This window comes from Cupriavidus sp. 01L43, assembly GCF_056399925.1.
Genome location: NZ_JBFTSH010000001.1, coordinates 270,807 through 288,736, shown reverse-complemented (window position 1 = coordinate 288,736; position 17,930 = coordinate 270,807). Strand labels below are relative to the sequence as shown.

Here is a 17,930-nt window from a genome sequence, read left to right as displayed (position 1 = left end):
GCCAACTGACACGCGTCTCGAGAAAGGCATACCGGGCTGCGCCAACGCGGGGCGTTGGGTCACGATCGGCAATTGCCCAGAAAATCAAAGACTTGGATTCTACCATCAGTGCCCGGTGCATCGTGAGTATCGCCAGATGTCATGTCAACGCCGTGTCACATGGCGCGGCGACGATACTGGCCCGACGATGTGCCGACAGCGGCCCACCTGACCCCGATTCCAGACCCATTCATGCCGAATACGCCACAACTTGCGCCCTACCCGACCGATCTGGCCCGTCGGCGCTTCCTGCGCACATCGAGCCGCTTTCTGGGTCTGGGTGTCAGCTTGAGTGCACTGAGCAGCACATTGATCGCCGCGCCGGCCGTGGTGTCCTCGGCCCGGCCCAGTGCGCCGGCAGGCATTCAGCTGGGCGATCCCTCGGATGACGGCCTCGTGGTCTGGGCCCGCGCCGACCGCCCGGCGCGGATGGTCGTCGAATACAGCACCGACCCGTCGTTCCGCAACGCCGCCCGCCTCTCCGGGCCGCTGGCCAGCGCCGAGACCGACCTCACCGCCCGCACGCTGCTGACCGGCCTGGCGCCGGGCCAGCCGTATTTCGTGCGCGTGGCGTTCGAGACCCCGGGCGAGCGGCGCGGACTGGGTCCGTGGCTGGACGGCAGCTTCCGCACCCCCTCGCTGGCCGCCGACCGCCCCGTGCGCTTCGTCTGGTCCGGCGATACGGTCGGCCAGGGCTGGGGCATCAATCCGGAACTGGGCGGCATGCGCATCTACGACGCCATGCGCCAGCGCAACCCTGACTTCTTTATTCACAGCGGCGACACGATCTACGCCGACAGCCCCATCCAGGCCGAGCAGAAGGCCGAGGGCGGCCGGATCTGGAAGAACGTCGTGACCGAGGAAGTCAGCAAGGTGGCCGAGACCCTGAAGGAATTCCGGGGCCGCCATCGCTACAACATGCTCGACGAGAACGTGCGCCGCTTCGCCCGGCAGGTGCCGCAGATCTGGCAGTGGGATGACCACGAGGTGACCAACAACTGGTCCGCGTCGAAGGATCTGTCCGGCGATGCGCGCTACACCGAGAAGGACGTCAGCGTGCTGGTGGCGCGCGGCCAGCGTGCCTTCCTCGAGAACGCGCCGATGCGCTGGCACCGCCAGGGGCTGGACGAGCGCGTGCATCGCCGCATCGCCCAGGGCCCCCTGCTCGATGTGTTTGTGCTCGACATGCGCAGCTTCCGGGGCCCGAACGGCTACAACCGCGAAACCGTGGAAGGCAAGGACACGCCTTTCCTCGGCAACGCGCAGCTGGAATGGCTGATGGCGGAACTGGTGGCATCGCGCGCCACGTGGAAGGTGATTGCAGCAGATATGCCGATCGGCCTCGGCGTGCCCGATGGCAAGGATGCACAGGGCCGCGCGCGCTGGGAGGCCATCGCCAATGGCGACGGCCCGGCGCTGGGCCGCGAACTGGAAACCGCGCGGCTGCTGACGCGGATGCGCCAGGCCGGCCTGAAGAACGTGGTGTGGATCACCGCCGACGTGCACTACTGCGCCGCGCACCACTACGCGCCCGAGCGGGCCGTCTACCAGGATTTCGATCCGTTCTGGGAATTCGTGGCGGGGCCGCTCAACGCGGGCAGCTTCGGTCCCAATCCGCTCGACAACACCTTCGGGCCGCGCGTGGTGTTTCAGAAGGCGCCGACCGCGCAGAACCTGTCGCCGCTGGCCGGTTTCCAGTTTTTCGGCGAGATCAATATCGATCCGGCCTCGCGCGCGCTGACCGTGGATCTGCGCGACCTGAACGGCGTGTCGCAGTACGCGCAGACCTTGCAGGCACAGGGCTGAACAACTGGCGGCGCCCCGCTCCCGGAGGGAGAGGGGTTGGAGGATAGGGCCGGAATATCAACGAAGTTCGACATGTTGATCGGCAAAGGTCCGCCCCATCCCCCGCCCCGCTCCGCTCCGGTATAGGCGAGGAACCGCCAAACGGCCGTCTGAATCGACGGCCAGCCTCAGTCGCTCTTGATATTGTTGTCCTTGATCACCTTGCCCCATTTCGCATAGTCGTTGCGCATGCGCGTGGCGAGCTGATCGGGCGGCATGTAGGACGCCACCGTGCCGGCGCCCAGCATCTTCTGCTGGACGGTCGGATCGGCCAGCGCAGCCTTCAGTTCAGCGGAGAGCTTGGCGACGATCTCCTTCGGCGTGCCGGCCGGCACCAGCAGCCCGCCCCACGACGACGCATCGAAGCCCGGGAAGCCCTGCTCCGCCACCGTCTTCACATCGGGCGTGAAGCTGACGCGCTTGGCCGAGCCCACCGCGATCGGCCGCAGCTTGCCGGCCTTGATGTGCGGCAGCGCCGCGATCATGTCCGCGAACATCATCGGCACCTGGCCGGCCAGCAGGTCGGAAATCGCCGGCGCGCTGCCCTTGTACGGCACGTGCTGGACGTCGAAATGGCCGAGGTTCTTCAGCAGTTCCGTCGACAGATGGCCGAAGCTGCCATTACCGGCGCTGGTGTAGTTGAACTCGCCGGGCTTGGCCTTGACCTTGGCGATGTACTGCTGCAGGTCGGTCACATCGGGCATCGACTGCGGATTGACCACCATTACGATCGGCAGCTCATAGGCCGCGCCCACCGGCGTGAGGTCCTTGAACAGGTCGTAGCTCTTGCGCGGGATCAGGTGCGGGGCCAGCAGCGTCGGCGTGGCCAGCATCAGCAGCGTGTAGCCATCAGGCGCGGCCTTGGCCACGGCCTCGGCGCCGATGGTGCCCGAGGCGCCCGGGCGGTTGTCGATCACCACGGTCTGTTTCAGGCTCTCGCCCATCTTCTGGCCGATGATGCGCGCGGCGGTGTCGGTCGGGCCGCCGGCCGGGAACGGCACGATCAGGCGGATCGGCTTGTCCGGGTAGCCCTGCTGGGCCAGCGCGGGCGCGGCGAGCAGCGGCAGCGTGGCGGCGACGGACAGCGCGAGCGCGGAAATCGTAAAACGACGACGTTGGTAATGCACGGTGTTTCCTCCAATGGGCCGGTCGTGGCCGGCTTGCTTCTTCGACTGACTAACTAATAGATACCGCGCGAGATTCAGAGCGTCATCACGCCCGGGCGGAACAGGCGCGGGTCCATCTGGCGCAGGTCATCGGCCACGGCCACGGGGGTGGCGCACTGGTCGAGCACATCGCGCTGCAGGTCCATGCCCGGGGCGATCTCCACCAGCGTCAGGCGCGCTTCGCCATTTGCGTCGGCGCGCATCTCGAACACCGCGCGCTCGGTCACGTACAGCACCGGCACGCCGAGCGAGGCCACGTACGGGCCGTTGAAGCTCAGGTGAGACACCTCGGGCACGATCTTCTTGACGCGGCCTTCGCGCACGATGCGCAGCTGGTCGTCCTCGACGCGGATCTCGAGTCCGCCCGCCGTCAGCGTGCCCATGAAGACCAGCGCGCGGGCGCTCTGGGTGATGTTGATAAAGCCGCCCACGCCCGCGATCAGCGCGCCCTCGCCTTCGCCAAACTTGCTCACGTTGACGTTGCCGTGGCCGTCGAGTTCGGCCAGGCCGAGGATGGCCAGGTCGATGCCGCCGCCCTCGTAGAAATCGAACTGGGCTGGCTGGTCCACCACGGCCTCGGGGTAGGCGGAGGCGCCGAAGCTCAGGCCATCCGCCGGCGTGCCGCCGATGGGGCCCGCCTCCACGGTCAGCGTGAAGCCGCCGAGCCCGGCCTGGTGCGCGAGCGCGCCCACGGCGGCGGGCATGCCCACGCCGAGGTTGACCACGCGCGGCTGGCGGCGCGCGATCTCCATCGCGGCGCGGCGCTGGACGATGGTGCGGGCGTCGAGCGGCGCGGCGGTGGCCGGCAGCGCCTCGGCCTCGCGGGCCGCTTCGGCCGCCGCAGCGGCCTCCCCGCGCCACGGCGTGACATAGGCGGCGTTATAGGTCTCGGCGAACGTCATCTGATGGTGCGCCGGCTCCTCGCTGACCACCACGTAATCGACGAGGATGCCCGGCACGTGAATGGCCTGGAGGTTCTCGTGGTAATCGACGATCGACTCCACCTGCGCGATCACGATGCCGCCCGAGTTGTGCGCGGCCTGCGCCATCGCCAGCAGCTCGTGGTGGAACGCCTCGCGATGCGTGCTCAGGTTGCCGCGCGTGTCCGAGGCGGTGCAGCGGATCAGCGCGCAATGAATCGGAAAGCTCGGATAGAACAGGTATTCGTCGCCCCGGAAATCGACCGCTTCGACCCAGTTGGCGCGGCCTGCCGCGATGACGTCGTGCGCGCGCTGGTTGATGGCGCCGCCGTGGTAGCGCGCATCCTGCGCGGTGCGCGGATCGACGAAGGTATGGAGGCCGACCTTCGTCATCACGCCCGGCTTGCCGCCGGCGATGGCCCGATACAAGTGGGTCAGCACGCCCTGCGGCAGGTTGAAGCCCTCGCAGTCCTCGTTCATGGCAAGCGTGGCCAGCCGCGTGGCCGAGCGCCAGTGGCCGCCGACGATGGTCCGGGTCATGCCGGCATTGCCGAAGTGATTCACCCCGCGCGCGCCGCGGTCGCCCTGGCCGGCCGAATAGACCAGCGTCAGGTCTCGCGGCAGGCCGTCCTGCAGGAAGCGCGACTCCAGCGCCTCGGTCACGCCCTCGGCATGCCCAGCGCCCACGAAGCCCGCGCTGGCCACGGTCCAGCCGCTCTGGACAAGCTCGGCCGCCTGCCGGGTGGTGATCACCTTCATTGCTGTCTCCTGGTTCTTCTTGTGTCGTGGTTTCTACTGACCCACGATTCCCGAACAAATGTTCGCAAAACGCCTATCATACGGATCGGACGCCCGGACGCAAGTGTGCGCCGCATCCCGACAAACCCTGACTTTCCCCTTCATCTGGCCCTTTATCGGCCCTTCCCGACCCTCGCATGACGCGCTCCGACGCCACCGCTGCCAACGACGTTCCCCACGACGCCCCGAAAAAGGACGAGCTGCTCGATTCGCTCACCAAGGGGCTGGCGCTGCTGCGCCTGTACGCGAGCGGCGTGGAACGGCTGACCATGCAGGAAGTGGCCGAGCAACTTGACGTGACCCGCGCCGCCGCGCGCCGGCTGCTGCTGACGCTCGAGCACAACGGCTACCTGGCGCAGGACGGCCGTTACTTTGCGCTGACGCCCAAGGTGATGGACCTCGGCTATGCCTACTTTGCCTCGATGAACCTGCCGCAACTGGCCCGGCCCTATTTGCAGGCGCTCTGTGCCGAGGCGGGCGAAAGCTGCTCGATCGGCATGTTCGACCGCGACTCGGTGGTGCTGGTGGCGCGCGAGGAGCCGAGCCAGATGCTGCGCGTGGATATGGCCATCGGCCGCCGCATGCCCGCCTACGCCCACTCGCTGGGCCGCGTGCTGCTGGCGGGGCTGGACGACGCGGCGCTGGTGACCTATCTGGAATCCGCCGAACTGCGCAAGCTGACGCCGTTCACGATCGACTCGCGGGCGGCGCTGGCGCGCAAGCTCGAACAAGTTCGAGCGGATGGCTTCTGCACGCTGATCAGTGAACTGGTCGATGGCTTCGCCGGGATCTCCGTGCCGCTACGCGACCAGACCGGCAAGACCGTGGCCGGCCTGGGGCTCAGCATGGTGCTGGGCAGCCGCAACCAGGCCTATCTGGAATCGCACTACTTGCCCCCACTGCGCGCGGCGGCGGAGAAGATCGAGGCGATCCTGCGCGCCCGATAGGAAGCATCCGAAACCGGGCCCCGGAATGAAAGAGCCCCGCAGGCCGGGGAGGTCGCGGGGCTGAAGTGGTAGCGGGGCAAGGATCCTGTTGCCCCGGGACTATCTTGCGCGAAGGTCCCTCCGCCGACATCACCCATTTGTGGGGAAATTGGTGGGGTATCGCACCTCCGAACGGGCGCACCTTCAGGCGTGTGGCCAATTGCGGAAAACGTCGAATTGCTCTAAGGCGGCGGTGAATGCCGCGAGCAACGGATGTTGCGCCGGCGTCACCTTTCCCGGCAGCAGCGCCTGGGTGAAGGTCCAGACCACAGCGGTGGTCACGTCCGCCTGGGTCAGCGTGCTGGCATCGGCCGGCACGGCGCAGGTTGAAATTTCCTGTTCCAGCAGCGCATAGGCGCGAGCGAGCTGCCCGTCCACGCGGTCCAGCCAGGGCTGGTGCTGCTTCTCGGCCGGGCGCAGGTTGTGCTCGTAGACATCCTGCACGGCCTTTTCGCACGCGGCCAGCGCCAGGCCGATGATGCGCAGCGCCCGCTGGCGCGCGCCCAACTCAGACGGCATGAGACTGTGCCGTGCCACCGCTTCCGCGTAGTCGATGATCAGCGTGGAATCCATCAGCACGGTGCCGTCGTCGCAGACCAGCGAAGGCGCCTTGACCACCGGATTGATCGCCCGGAACTGCTCGAAGGTGCTGAACACCGATACCGATTCATGCCGGAAGGGCACGTCGAGCAAGGCCAGCGAGATGGCCGCGCGCCGCACGTACGGGGAATCGAGCATACCAATCAGTCTCATGTTTCTGCGCTCCGTGGAAGGACAGTCATAGGGAAATTCCGATCCCCATATGATGCGTTGGGCACGTACGGATGCCAACGGTTTTGTGGGGCGCTGCTGGATTCCTGTCGACCTTTGTCGACATTGTCAATCGGGGCTTCAGCGGATCAGGTTGGCGACCGTTAAAGGCGTCATCGTCATCAACCTGGCCGTGCCATGTTCAACAAGCTCTCCATCCGCCTACGTCTCAACGCCGCGCTTGCCCTGCTTGGGACCCTGCTCACAGTCATCGGCGTCATCGGCGCGGTGGGCATGCGCGATTCCCGCGCCGATATCCACGAGATCTACACCAACCAGCTGGCCTCCACGGCGCTGGTGGCCAAGTCCCAGCTCAACGCCGCCGTGATCCGCACCACACTGGATCGCGCCGTGTTCCACCCGGATGCCGCCGACGTGCCGGTCACCATCGAGAAGGCGCTGACCTATCGGCAGAAGTCCGAGGCCGCGTGGAGCAAATATCAGGCACTTCCGAAAACGGAAGAGGAAAAGCGCCTGACCGCCGAGGTGGAAGGCAAGCGGGCGACCTTCCTGCGCGATGGCGTGGAGCCGCTGATCGCCGCGCTGCGCGCCAACGACGCCGCCGGCGCCGACAAGGCGGTGATGGTGACGATTCCGCCGCTGTTCGTCGCACTGACCGCCGCCGTGGACGCCCTCGAGCGCAACCAGAGCGACCAGGCCAAGGCGATGTACGAGCACGCCACGGCCCGCGCGCAGCGCTTCCAATGGATGGTGGCCGGTGCCATCGGCCTGGGCATCATCGCCGCACTGGGTTGTGCGGTCGGCCTGCAACGCGCGATCTCGGCGCCGCTGGGCCGCATGCTTGAGAACTTCAGCGAAATTTCTCGGGGCAACCTGACCCAGACCATCCGCGTAACCAGCGAGGACGAGATGGGCGCCCTGACGCGCGGCCTGCAGGAGATGCAGCGCGGCCTCGTAAGCGCCATCCAGACCATGCGTGGCGGCAGCGATGCCATCGCCAGCGCCACGCAGCAGATTGCCGCCGGCAACCTCGACCTCTCGCAACGGACCGAGGAACAGGCGAGCGCGCTCGAGCAGACCGCCGCCAGCATGGAAGAACTGACGTCCATCGTGAAGCAGAACGCGGACAACGCGCGGCAGGCCAATGCGCTGGCCACGCAGGCGTCCGACACCGCCTCGCGCGGCGGCGAGGACGTACGCCGGGTGGTGGACACCATGCGCGATATCCAGCTCGCCTCGCGCAAAATTGGCGATATTACGGGAGTGATCGAAGGCATCGCCTTCCAGACCAACATCCTGGCGCTCAACGCCGCCGTGGAAGCGGCGCGCGCCGGTGAACAGGGCCGCGGCTTCGCCGTCGTGGCGGGCGAGGTGCGCGCGCTGGCGCAGCGCTCGGCTACCGCCGCCAAGGAAATCGTGCAGCTGATTAATGAAACGGTGAGCGAGGTCGAAGCCGGCACACGCCAGGTCGACCAGGCCGGCGCGACGATGAGCGACGTGGTCCAGGCCGTGCGCCGCGTGACGGACATCATGGGCGAGATCAGCGCGGCATCGACCGAACAGAGCGCCGGCATCGAGCAAGTCAGTCTGGCCGTGACCCAGATGGACCAGGTCACGCAGCAAAACGCCGCACTGGTGGAAGAAGCCGCCTCGGCGGCGCAGGCGCTGGAGGAACAGGCCGGGGTGCTGCGCACGACGGTGGCATCGTTCCGGCTGCCGGCCGTGGCGGGTTAAGGGTGGTTTGGCGGCTCGGCGGCGCGCTTTCGTAGATGTGCGATAGGCGCCGCATTTGCGGCGTGATAGCGTCCGCGTTTTTTCCATTCACACTCAGAGCGCGATGACACTTTCCAGGCCGTTTAGCAATGTGAAGACGCTTCTCCTGATTGCCGCCGCCATGGCGCCAGCCGTGAGTTTTGGCTGCGGGGAGCAGGAGTTTCCGCCGTATGTTTATCCGTCGGTTGCATCCGCAATAAAAAAGGGGTTACGGCATCAACCGTAACCCCTTTTTTACTACCACGTAAGTTGGTGGGCCTCCCGTGAGTCGAACACGGCACCAACGGATTATGAGTCCGCTGCTCTAACCAGGCATGAGCTAGAGGCCCTTGGAGGGCTTAGTTGCCTTCCAGGAAGCTCTTCAGCTTGTCGGAGCGGCTCGGGTGGCGCAGCTTGCGCAGTGCCTTGGCCTCGATCTGGCGAATCCGTTCACGCGTCACGTCGAACTGCTTGCCCACTTCTTCCAGCGTGTGGTCCGTGCTCATTTCGATGCCGAAACGCATCCGCAGCACCTTGGCCTCGCGCGGCGTCAGGCTGTCCAGCACGTCCTTCACCACGTCGCGCATCGAACCATGCAGCGCGGCCTCGGCCGGCGCCAGCGTGTTCGTGTCTTCGATGAAGTCGCCCAGATGCGAGTCGTCGTCGTCACCGATCGGCGTTTCCATGGAGATCGGCTCCTTCGCGATCTTCATGATCTTGCGGATCTTGTCCTCCGGCATCTCCATCTTTTCGGCCAGCGTTGCCGGATCGGGCTCGTTGCCCGTTTCCTGCAGGATCTGACGCGAAATCCGGTTCATCTTGTTGATCGTTTCGATCATGTGCACCGGAATCCGGATCGTGCGTGCCTGATCCGCGATCGAACGCGTAATGGCCTGGCGGATCCACCACGTGGCGTACGTGGAGAACTTGTAGCCGCGACGGTATTCGAACTTGTCCACCGCCTTCATCAGGCCGATGTTGCCTTCCTGGATCAGATCCAGGAACTGCAGGCCACGGTTCGTGTACTTCTTGGCGATCGAGATCACCAGACGCAGGTTGGCCTCGGTCATCTCGCGCTTGGCCTCGCGGGCGCGCTTCTCGCCCTCGGACATCTTGCGGTTGACGTCCTTCAGCTCCTTCAGCGGCAGCACCACGCGCGCCTGCAGGTCGATCAGCTTCTGCTGCAGTTCGTGCACGGCCGGCACGTTACGCTCGACGATCGTGCTGTAGCCCTTGTGGTCGGCCACCACGGTCTCGATCCAGTCCAGGTTCGTCTCGTTGCCCGGGAAGCGGGCGACGAAGTCCGAGCGCGGCATGCCGCACTTGTCCACGACGATGTTCAGGATCGCGCGTTCGAGCTTGCGCACCTCATCCACCTGGCCACGCAGCGTGTCGCACAGGCGCTCCACGTTACGCGCGGTGAAGCGGATGCCCATCAGTTCGGCCTGGATCGCTTCCTGCGCCTTCACGTACGGCTTGGACTTGTAGCCTTCCTTCTCGAAGGCACGGCGCATCTTGTCGAACTGCTCGGCGATCACGCGGAATTTCTCCAGCGCGTTCTGCTTCAGTTCTTCCAGTTGACGTGCGGAAGCCGCGCCGCCAGCAGCGCTGTCGTCCTCGTCTTCCTCGTCGCCGTCGCTTTCCTCGTCGGACTCGACATCTTCCTCCTCGGCTGCCGCTGCGGCCGCAGCCGGGGCTGCTACCGCCACGTCGTCGGCGTTCGGGTCGATCAGGCCATCGACGAACTCGTCGATCTTGATCTCGTCGTTCGCCACGCGCTCGGCGTGCGCCAGGATCTCGGAAATCGTGACCGGGCAGGCCGAGATGGCCATGACCATGTCCTTCAGGCCCGCTTCGATCCGCTTGGCGATCTCGATTTCGCCCTCGCGCGTCAGCAGCTCCACCGTGCCCATTTCGCGCATGTACATGCGGACCGGGTCGGTGGTGCGGCCGAATTCGGAATCGACGGTCGAAAGTGCGGCTTCCGYCTCTTCCTCGGCCTCTTCCTCGCTCGTGGCGGACGGCGCGTTGTCGTTGAGCAGCAGCGTTTCGGCGTCCGGCGCCTGCTCGTAGACGGCGATGCCGATGTCGTTCAGCGTGGCGACCAGCGTGTCGATCGTTTCCGAATCGACCATGTCGTCCGGCAGGTGATCGTTGATTTCCGCGTAGGTCAGGTAGCCGCGCGACTTACCGAGCTTGATCAGCGCCTTGAGCTTCTGGCGGCGGACCTCGAGTTCCTCCTCCGTGCCCTGCTGGGTCGAGGCGAACTCCTTGAGCAGCGCCTTTTCCTTGGCCTTGCGGTCCTTGGCCTTCTGCTTCTCGGTCTTGGGCGCAGCGGTGGCGGCGGGTGCGGCGGCCGCTGGCGCGTCTTTTTCGTAAAACTCTTCAGTCACGTCTTCAGGGGTGCTGTCGTCTTGCTGCATCTCGGCCTTGGGCTTGCGGCCACGCTTCTTGGGCTCCGGCTTGACGGCCGGGGCAGCGGGAGGCTCGGATGCAACGGGTGCGGGAGTCGCGGCACGGGCCTTTGGCGCCACGGCGGCAGCGCCAGTCTTGGCGGCTCCGTTCCGGGTGCTGGCCGTCGTTGCCGCACGCTTGCTCTCGACTTCGGTATTCTGCTGTTTCGCCACGGTGATACTCTTGCCTTTCACGGGTGCAGAAGCGGCATGCATGCCGCTCGTATTGGCGCTATCGCCGCTCTCGCGTGCCGAAGTCGAGGGCTTTGTCTTTTCGGATATGCGATTCCTGGCGGAAGTGGTCCCTGCCGGTGCAGTTGCACCGTGCGCGGGCTTTGCTGGCGCAGACCGGGCTGTTGTCGTCCTGACTGTCGCGGTCGAAGTCTTCGCCGCCGTTGTATTCACGGACGCCTTGCCGCTCCCTGATTGGGGAGCTTTGGAGGGCGCCTTATCGGCTACCCTTTCGGTTGCTTTGGCCTTTGCCATTGGCACGCTCACTTTCGCCAGTACTGGAGAGAGATTTCGCAATCCAAACCGGGCATTGTAGCACGTCACCAACACCCGGCTTCCACTCAGGTAAGGTTTTCACCTGAAAAATCAAGGCTTAAGCACCGGACAAGCGCCAGATATCCCCGTCTGGACACCTACCGTTGTGCACTCAAGCCCCCATTTCACCTTTCCACTGCACCCTGTCCAACACCCCGCCAGCTCAGGCTCCATCGGCCGTGGCGGGCCGCAAGCCAAGCTGGCGGCGGCGCTGCACCTCGGCCACCAGCCAGACCATGCGGGTTTTTTCCGCGTCGCTGGCCCCACCGGCCGAAACTGCCTTTTGGAGCGCTTCCAACTCGCGCTGCAGGGGTTCTGCCAATAATTTGTGGATGGCGCCGTCGAATTCCATCGTCGCCGGCTCTTCCTCGATTTCTTCCTTGAGCACCGCCGTCCGGGCTCCCGCGTAGACCTCGGCATAGGGCGTTTGCGCCAGATGCTCGCTGAATGCCGCGAAGTTCACCGCCCCCTGGAGGCCATCACAGGCATCCACCAAGTGAGCGAGTACTTCGGCCTCCGGCCTTGTACTGTCTAGCAGCAGCGCCCGCGTATCGGCATCGAGACGTCCAGCGAGCGACGGATAGCTCATCAGCAACTGAATCACGCGCTGCTCCAGCCCGGTCGGCGCCTGACGGCGCGCGCGCGGCCTGGGCTGGGCGAAACGCCCCACCCGCGACGAATCGCTGCCCAATCCGCACACGGCCTCGATCTCGGCAGGTGTCGTACCGGTAGCATCGGCAAGTTCGCGCACGATCTGTAGGCGCAATCCGCCGGCCGGCATCGACTGGAGCAGCGGCTTGGCCTCGTACTGGGCACGGGCGCGGCCCTCGGGCTGGCGCAGGTCCTGTTCCTCGGTGACCACCTGGAGCAGGAAGCGCGACAGCGGCATCGCGGTCTGCACTTGCCGGGCGAAGGCATCGGTGCCCTCTTCCCGTACATAGCTGTCAGGATCGTGTTCTGACGGTAAAAACAGGAAACGGATCGTCTTGTTGTCGGCAACGTGCGGCAAACACGCTTCCAACGCCCGCCTCGCCGCGCGCCGGCCCGCAGAGTCGCCATCGAACGAGAACACCACTGCGTCGGTCTGGCGCAACAGCTTCTGCACGTGCACGGTCGTGCACGCGGTGCCAAGCGTGGCCACGGCATTGGCGAAGCCCAACTGGGCCAACGCCACCACATCCATATAGCCTTCCACCACCAACACGTAGCCATTTTCGCGGATGGCGTGCCGGGCCTCGAACAAGCCGTACAGCTCCGTTCCCTTGCTGAAAAGCGGCGTTTCCGGGGAGTTCAGGTATTTTGGCTCACCCTGACCCATTACCCGGCCCCCAAAGCCGATCACATTCCCCTTGGTGTTGCGGATGGGGAACATGATGCGGTCGCGGAAGCGGTCATAGCGGCGCGGCTTGCCGTCGGCATCGCGCTTCTCGCTCGACTCGATCAGCAACCCGCCCTCGACCAACGGGGCAGCCACATTGTCGTCCCGGTAGCTGCCGAAGACGGCTTCCAGGCCCTGCCAGTCGTCCGGCGCGTAGCCCAGGCCAAAATTCGCCGCGATCTCGCCGGTCAGGCCCCGCCCCTTGAGGTACTGGATGGCCTGCGGCGCCCCGCGCAGTTGCTTGCGATAGAACTCGGTGGCGCGCGTCATGGCATCGGACAACGCCACGGTCTTGGCCTGCTGCTCGGCACGCTGGGCCGGCGGCAGGCGGTCGCGCTCCTCGGGCACCGTCACCCCCACGGACTGCGCCAGCTCGCGCACCGCATCGGGATAGGACTGGCCCGAATACTCCATCAGGAAGCCGATGGCCGAGCCATGTGCGCCGCAGCCAAAGCAGTGATAGAACTGCTTCGTCGGCGACACCGTGAACGACGGGGATTTCTCGTTATGGAACGGGCAGAGGCCCATGAAATTGGCGCCGCCCTTCTTCAGCTGCACATACTTGCCCACCACATCGACAATGTCGACACGGTTGAGCAGGTCCTGAATAAAGGATTGCGGAATCACCCGACTGACCGTCCTGATGGAGGGCGGCCTGCCGCGTTGGCGACCGCTTTTCTGTGAATGCGTGACCGGAACGTCGCCCGGTGGCTATCGAATCATTGTAGTGCAGATGCAACGTGGCGCCCGAAAAACCGGGCTTTCATCGCCAAGCCCCGTCAACCTGACGGCTTCTTCGCCCAACGCCACGCCAACACCCAAAATTTGCCGATTGCCAGTCGATCACTTGCCCGCCAGCGCCGCCTTGACCAGCGCCGAGACGGCCGTCATGTCGGCGCGGCCTGCCAGGCGCGCCTTGACCAAGCCCATGACCTTGCCCATGTCCTGCGGACCGGCCGCGCCGGACTCGGTCACGGCCTTCTGGACTTCGGCAGCCACTTCGGCCTCGGACAGCTGGGCCGGCATATAGGCGGTCAGCACTTCCACCTCGGCCTTCTCCTTGTCAGCGAGGTCGGTACGGCCGGCCTGCTCGAACTGCGAGATGGAGTCCTTGCGCTGCTTGAGCATCTTGTCCACGACGGCGGTGATCCCGGCGTCATCCAGCTCCACACGATCATCCACCTCGCGCTGCTTGATAGCGGCCATGAGCAGACGGATGGTGCCGAGCCGCTCGGATTCACGGGCGCGCATGGCGGCCTTCATGTCGTCGTTGATGCGGGCTTTGAGGGACATGGCAGATTTCCGAAAGAATGGATGGACAGCAACCAGGCGCGCGCCAGCGCGGCGTCGCCCGGACCGATAATTGGACCTTAACGCAAAAACCCGCCGGAGCCATGCCCGCAGCGGGTTCGGAGCTGACGCAAGGCGCGATCAGTAGAGCTTCTTGGGCAGCGTCTGGCTGCGGATGCGCTTGTAATGGCGCTTCACTGCGGCATCCCGCTTACGCTTGCGCTCGGCGGTCGGCTTCTCGTAAAACTCTCGCGCGCGCAGTTCGGTAATCAGCCCGTTCTTCTCGATGGTGCGCTTGAAGCGGCGCATCGCGACTTCGAACGGTTCATTTTCTTTGAGGCGAATCGTCGTCATTTGGCCAAAAAGGAAAGAAGAGACTGCCGGCTGCCAGCCCTTGCCAGCGTGATGAGAGCGCCGATTGTAGCGCAAGGCCTGTGACGCTGCACGCGCATCGGCCCCGCCTGGACGGACCGTGCCGGCTACGCCACAGCGCTCGCGCCACGTGACGCTTCCGCCACTGCTTCGCCGACCGCGACGGCCGATGCCCAGGCCCACTGGAAGTTGTAGCCGCCCAGCCAGCCGGTMACGTCGACCACCTCGCCGATGAAGTAGAGCCCGTCCACCTCGCGCGCCATCATCGTGGCGGAGGACAGCCCGCGCGTGTCCACGCCGCCGATCGTCACTTCGGCCTTCTTGTAGCCCTCGGTGCCCGAGGGCACCAGTTGCCAGCGGTTCAGCGCGTCGCCAAGCTGGCGCAGCGCCTTGTCCGGCAGGTCCGCCACCGGCTGGGCGCCCGGCAGGCCGGCCGCCGCGCACCATGCGTCGGCCAGCCGCGACGGCAGGCGTTCGCCGAGCAGGTTCGCCAGATGCTTGCGGCTGCCCTTTTTATGTCCGATCAGCCAGTCGGCGGCATCCTCGCCATCGAACAGATCGATCGCGATCGGCGTGCCGGGGCGCCAGAAGCTGGAAATCTGCAGCACGGCCGGGCCGGACAGCCCGCGGTGCGTCCACAGCAGATCTTCCTTGAACGCGCCGGCCGCCTTGCCGCTGCCGGTGCTGATGTCGACTTCCATCGACACTCCCGCAAGCGGCACGAAGGGCTGCCACGCCTGACCATCGAACGTCAGCGGCACCAGGGCGGGCCGCGTATCGATCATCTTGAGCCCGAACTGGCGGGCGATGCGATAGCCAAAATCGGTGGCGCCGATCTTCGGGATCGACAAACCACCCGTCGCCACGACCACCGCACCGGCGCGGACCGTGCCCTGCGTGGTCAGCAGCAGATAGTCATCGCCTTCGCGGCGAATCTCATCGATGGTGCAGCCGGTGCGCCAGTGCACGCTGCCCGCGTCACATTCGGCGCGCAGCATCTGGATCACGTCCTCGGCGCTGTTATTACAGAACAGCTGGCCGCGATGTTTCTCATGCCAGCCGATGTCATACCGGCGCATCAGCGCCAGGAAGTCCTGCGGGGTGTAGCGCGCCAGCGCCGACCGGCAGAAATGCGGGTTCGATGACAGGTAATTGGCCGGGCCTGCCTGGAGATTGGTGAAATTGCAGCGACCGCCGCCCGAGATGCGAATTTTCTCAGCGAGCCGCGTCGCGTGGTCGATCAGCACCACACGCGCCCCGCGCTGCCCGGCCACGGCGGCACACATCATGCCGGCCGCACCCGCGCCCAGCACTGCCACGTCGAACCGCTCGGCCTTGCCCTTCATCGCCCCTGTTGTCATACCTGCCTTTCAAGAAGCGTGGATTGTAGCGAAAAGCCGCGCCGGCGCACCGCCTGCCGCTGTGCTACCCTGCTGTCCTTCCCTATTTATGCGCACTTGCCGGCACGATCGACGCCAATTCAGCGTTTATCGCACTGGCCGTTCCTGTTTTCCATGCTCGTCCTCGGTATCGAATCCTCCTGCGATGAAACCGGGCTGGCCCTCTATGACACCGAGGCCGGCCTGCTCGCGCACGCGCTGCATTCGCAGATCGCCATGCACCGCGAATACGGCGGCGTGGTGCCCGAACTGGCCTCGCGCGACCATATCCGCCGCGTGCTGCCCCTGCTGCGCCAGGTGCTGGACGACGCCGGCCGCACGCGCCAGGACATCGACGCCATCGCCTACACCCAGGGGCCGGGGCTCGCCGGCGCGCTGCTGGTGGGGGCTTCCGTCGCCAACGCACTCGGATTCGCGCTGAACGTGCCCATGGTGGGCGTCCATCATCTGGAAGGCCACCTGCTCTCGCCGCTGCTGACCGACGCGCCGCCGCCCTTCCCGTTCATCGCGCTGCTGGTCTCGGGCGGCCATACGCAGTTGATGGAGGTCAAGGGCGTGGGCGACTACACGCTGCTGGGCGAGACCCTCGACGATGCCGCCGGCGAAGCCTTCGACAAGACCGCCAAGCTGCTCGGCCTCGGCTATCCGGGTGGCCCGGAAGTGTCGCGGATGGCCGCGTTCGGCTCGCCGGGCGCGTTCGACCTGCCCCGGCCGATGCTCCATTCGGGCAATCTCGATTTCTCGTTCGCGGGGCTCAAGACCGCCGTATTGACACAAACCCGCAAGCTTTCGAATCCGTGCGAGCAGGATCGTGCCAACCTCGCGCGCGCCTTTGTCGATGCCATCGTCGACGTGCTTTCGGCCAAGTCGTTCGCCGCGCTCAAGCAGACCGGGCACAAGCGCCTGGTGGTGGCCGGCGGCGTGGGCGCCAACCAGCAACTGCGCGAGCGCCTGAACGAGATGGGCCGCCGCCGCAAGGTGGACGTCTACTACCCCGACCTCGCCTTCTGCACCGATAACGGTGCGATGATCGCGTTTGCCGGCGCCATGCGGCTCCAGGCGGCGCCGCAGGTGGCCCGTCACGGCTACGACTACGGCGTCACGCCGCGCTGGGATCTGGCCGACATCCGCCTGCCCGCTTGCCCGCCTGAGGCCTAAGGTCGAGGGAATCCTCCAGGTCCGATCGGCAGCCGGCTACGGCCAGCACGAAGGTGGTGGAGGTGCTGGCAGGCACGCCGGCGGTGAACCTCCTCTGATCCGCCGTGCAACGAGTAAAAAAGCCACCCGAGGGTGGCTTTTTTCTTGGCGACGACGCGCTCAGGCGGGCTGCCGCTTGTCGTGCTCGATCACGGCGTAGGCGCTGTGATTGTGGATGGACTCGAAATTCTCCGCTTCCAGCGTGTACGCGACGATCCGCGCATCGGCGTTGAGCCGCATCGCGATGTCTCGCACGAGGTCTTCGACGAACTTCGGGTTCTCGTAAGCGCGCTCGGTCACGAACTTCTCGTCCGGGCGCTTGAGCAGACCCCACAGTTCGCACGACGCCTCTTCCTCGGCCATGCGCACCAGCGCTTCCACGGGCAGGTCGCCGACCAGTTCCACGCGCATCGTGATATGCGAGCGCTGGTTGTGCGCGCCGTACTGCGAGATCTTCTTCGAGCACGGGCACAGGCTGGTCACCGGCACCAGCGCGGTCAACCACAGGCGCGATTGGCCGTCGCGGACCTCACCCGTCAGCGTGACCGCGTAGTCCATCAGCGATTCCACGCCGGACACCGGCGCGGTCTTCGAGATGAAATACGGGAACGTGACCTCGATGCGGCCGGCGTCGGCTTCCAGGCGCACCAGCATGTCGTCCAGCAGCGTGCGGAACGCGGCCAGGTCGAGCGGGGCGCGGTGGTCCTCCAGCAGCGCCACGAAGCGCGACATATGCGTGCCCTTCTGGTCCGCCGGCAGGCGTACATCGAGATCGAAGGTGCCCACGGTGGCCACTACGCCGGCCGGGGTCTTCAGCGAGAGCGGATAGCGCACGCCCTTGACGCCCACGCGCTGGATCACGATCTGGCGGGTGTCCACGCTCGACTGCACGTCGGGCATGACGAAGGCGGGATTGATGTCGTTCATCTACGGTTTCCTTTACGGTCGCGGCGGTCATCCCCCGCGCAACGAGTGTGAAAAAAGAAGCCGGCGCGGGATGGGCCGCGCCGGCTTTTA

Annotated in this window: 14 protein-coding genes and 1 tRNA gene; 5 read left to right on the top strand and 10 right to left on the bottom strand. The window is 65.8% G+C overall.

Going from position 1 to position 17,930, the window contains the following annotated elements:
* The first annotated feature begins 231 nt into the window (after window positions 1-231).
* Window positions 232-1,845, top strand: coding sequence for an alkaline phosphatase D family protein (locus AC1DP9_RS01355; RefSeq protein ID WP_477106416.1), 1,614 nt, complete (start codon window positions 232-234; stop codon window positions 1,843-1,845).
* 167 nt (window positions 1,846-2,012) lie between these two features.
* Here AC1DP9_RS01355 and AC1DP9_RS01350 read toward each other — a convergent pair whose 3' ends face one another.
* The gene (locus AC1DP9_RS01350; RefSeq protein WP_092290332.1) at window positions 2,013-3,011 is read right to left on the bottom strand and encodes a Bug family tripartite tricarboxylate transporter substrate binding protein; all 999 of its coding nucleotides are present in this window, start codon (window positions 3,009-3,011) and stop codon (window positions 2,013-2,015) included.
* Window positions 3,012-3,085: 74 nt separating this feature from the next.
* Window positions 3,086-4,729, bottom strand: coding sequence for an acyl CoA:acetate/3-ketoacid CoA transferase (locus AC1DP9_RS01345; RefSeq protein ID WP_477106415.1), 1,644 nt, complete (start codon window positions 4,727-4,729; stop codon window positions 3,086-3,088).
* Between the two features lie 176 nt (window positions 4,730-4,905).
* Between AC1DP9_RS01345 and AC1DP9_RS01340 the strand changes: the two genes are divergently transcribed.
* Window positions 4,906-5,715 carry an IclR family transcriptional regulator domain-containing protein gene (locus AC1DP9_RS01340; protein ID WP_441590574.1) on the top strand — a complete coding sequence of 270 codons (810 nt, stop codon included), beginning with the start codon at window positions 4,906-4,908 and terminating at the stop codon, window positions 5,713-5,715.
* A gap of 183 nt (window positions 5,716-5,898) precedes the next feature.
* Here the strand turns inward: AC1DP9_RS01340 and AC1DP9_RS01335 are convergent, their stop codons facing one another.
* On the bottom strand, window positions 5,899-6,507 hold the full coding sequence (locus tag AC1DP9_RS01335; RefSeq protein ID WP_477106414.1) for a glutathione S-transferase: 609 nt from the start codon (window positions 6,505-6,507) through the stop codon (window positions 5,899-5,901).
* A 195-nt stretch (window positions 6,508-6,702) separates the two neighbouring features.
* Here AC1DP9_RS01335 and AC1DP9_RS01330 point away from each other — a divergent pair, with 195 nt between their 5' ends.
* On the top strand, window positions 6,703-8,259 hold the full coding sequence (locus tag AC1DP9_RS01330) for a methyl-accepting chemotaxis protein (protein ID WP_477106413.1): 1,557 nt from the start codon (window positions 6,703-6,705) through the stop codon (window positions 8,257-8,259).
* A 289-nt stretch (window positions 8,260-8,548) separates the two neighbouring features.
* Here AC1DP9_RS01330 and AC1DP9_RS01325 read toward each other — a convergent pair.
* A tRNA-Ile gene (locus AC1DP9_RS01325) sits at window positions 8,549-8,627 on the bottom strand.
* 9 nt (window positions 8,628-8,636) lie between these two features.
* Window positions 8,637-10,946 carry an RNA polymerase sigma factor RpoD gene (rpoD, locus tag AC1DP9_RS01320; protein ID WP_477106412.1) on the bottom strand — a complete coding sequence of 770 codons (2,310 nt, stop codon included), beginning with the start codon at window positions 10,944-10,946 and terminating at the stop codon, window positions 8,637-8,639.
* Between rpoD and AC1DP9_RS01315 the strand changes: the two genes are divergently transcribed.
* Window positions 10,945-11,277 (top strand): hypothetical protein, encoded by a 333-nt coding sequence (locus AC1DP9_RS01315; RefSeq protein ID WP_255370671.1) that lies wholly within the window; start codon window positions 10,945-10,947, stop codon window positions 11,275-11,277. The two genes, rpoD and AC1DP9_RS01315, sit on opposite strands and share 2 nt — an antisense overlap.
* Window positions 11,278-11,439: 162 nt before the next feature.
* Here AC1DP9_RS01315 and dnaG read toward each other — a convergent pair whose 3' ends face one another.
* The 4 genes from dnaG to AC1DP9_RS01295 form a co-directional block, all read right to left on the bottom strand.
* Window positions 11,440-13,281 carry a DNA primase gene (gene dnaG, locus AC1DP9_RS01310; protein ID WP_092290344.1) on the bottom strand — a complete coding sequence of 614 codons (1,842 nt, stop codon included), beginning with the start codon at window positions 13,279-13,281 and terminating at the stop codon, window positions 11,440-11,442.
* 216 nt (window positions 13,282-13,497) lie between these two features.
* A complete protein-coding gene (locus AC1DP9_RS01305; protein ID WP_477106411.1) occupies window positions 13,498-13,947 on the bottom strand; it encodes a GatB/YqeY domain-containing protein in 450 nt (149 codons plus the stop codon).
* A gap of 138 nt (window positions 13,948-14,085) precedes the next feature.
* Window positions 14,086-14,298, bottom strand: coding sequence for a 30S ribosomal protein S21 (gene rpsU, locus AC1DP9_RS01300; RefSeq protein ID WP_092290348.1), 213 nt, complete (start codon window positions 14,296-14,298; stop codon window positions 14,086-14,088).
* A gap of 125 nt (window positions 14,299-14,423) precedes the next feature.
* Window positions 14,424-15,677: a BaiN/RdsA family NAD(P)/FAD-dependent oxidoreductase gene (locus AC1DP9_RS01295; RefSeq protein ID WP_477106410.1), complete on the bottom strand. Its 1,254-nt coding sequence runs from the start codon at window positions 15,675-15,677 to the stop codon at window positions 14,424-14,426.
* A 153-nt stretch (window positions 15,678-15,830) separates the two neighbouring features.
* Here AC1DP9_RS01295 and tsaD point away from each other — a divergent pair, with 153 nt between their 5' ends.
* Complete coding sequence (tsaD, locus tag AC1DP9_RS01290; RefSeq protein ID WP_477106409.1) at window positions 15,831-16,874, top strand: tRNA (adenosine(37)-N6)-threonylcarbamoyltransferase complex transferase subunit TsaD; 1,044 nt, start codon at window positions 15,831-15,833, stop codon at window positions 16,872-16,874.
* 159 nt (window positions 16,875-17,033) lie between these two features.
* Here the strand turns inward: tsaD and folE2 are convergent, their stop codons facing one another.
* Window positions 17,034-17,840 (bottom strand): GTP cyclohydrolase FolE2, encoded by an 807-nt coding sequence (gene folE2, locus AC1DP9_RS01285; protein ID WP_092290354.1) that lies wholly within the window; start codon window positions 17,838-17,840, stop codon window positions 17,034-17,036.
* Window positions 17,841-17,930: the final 90 nt, after the last annotated feature.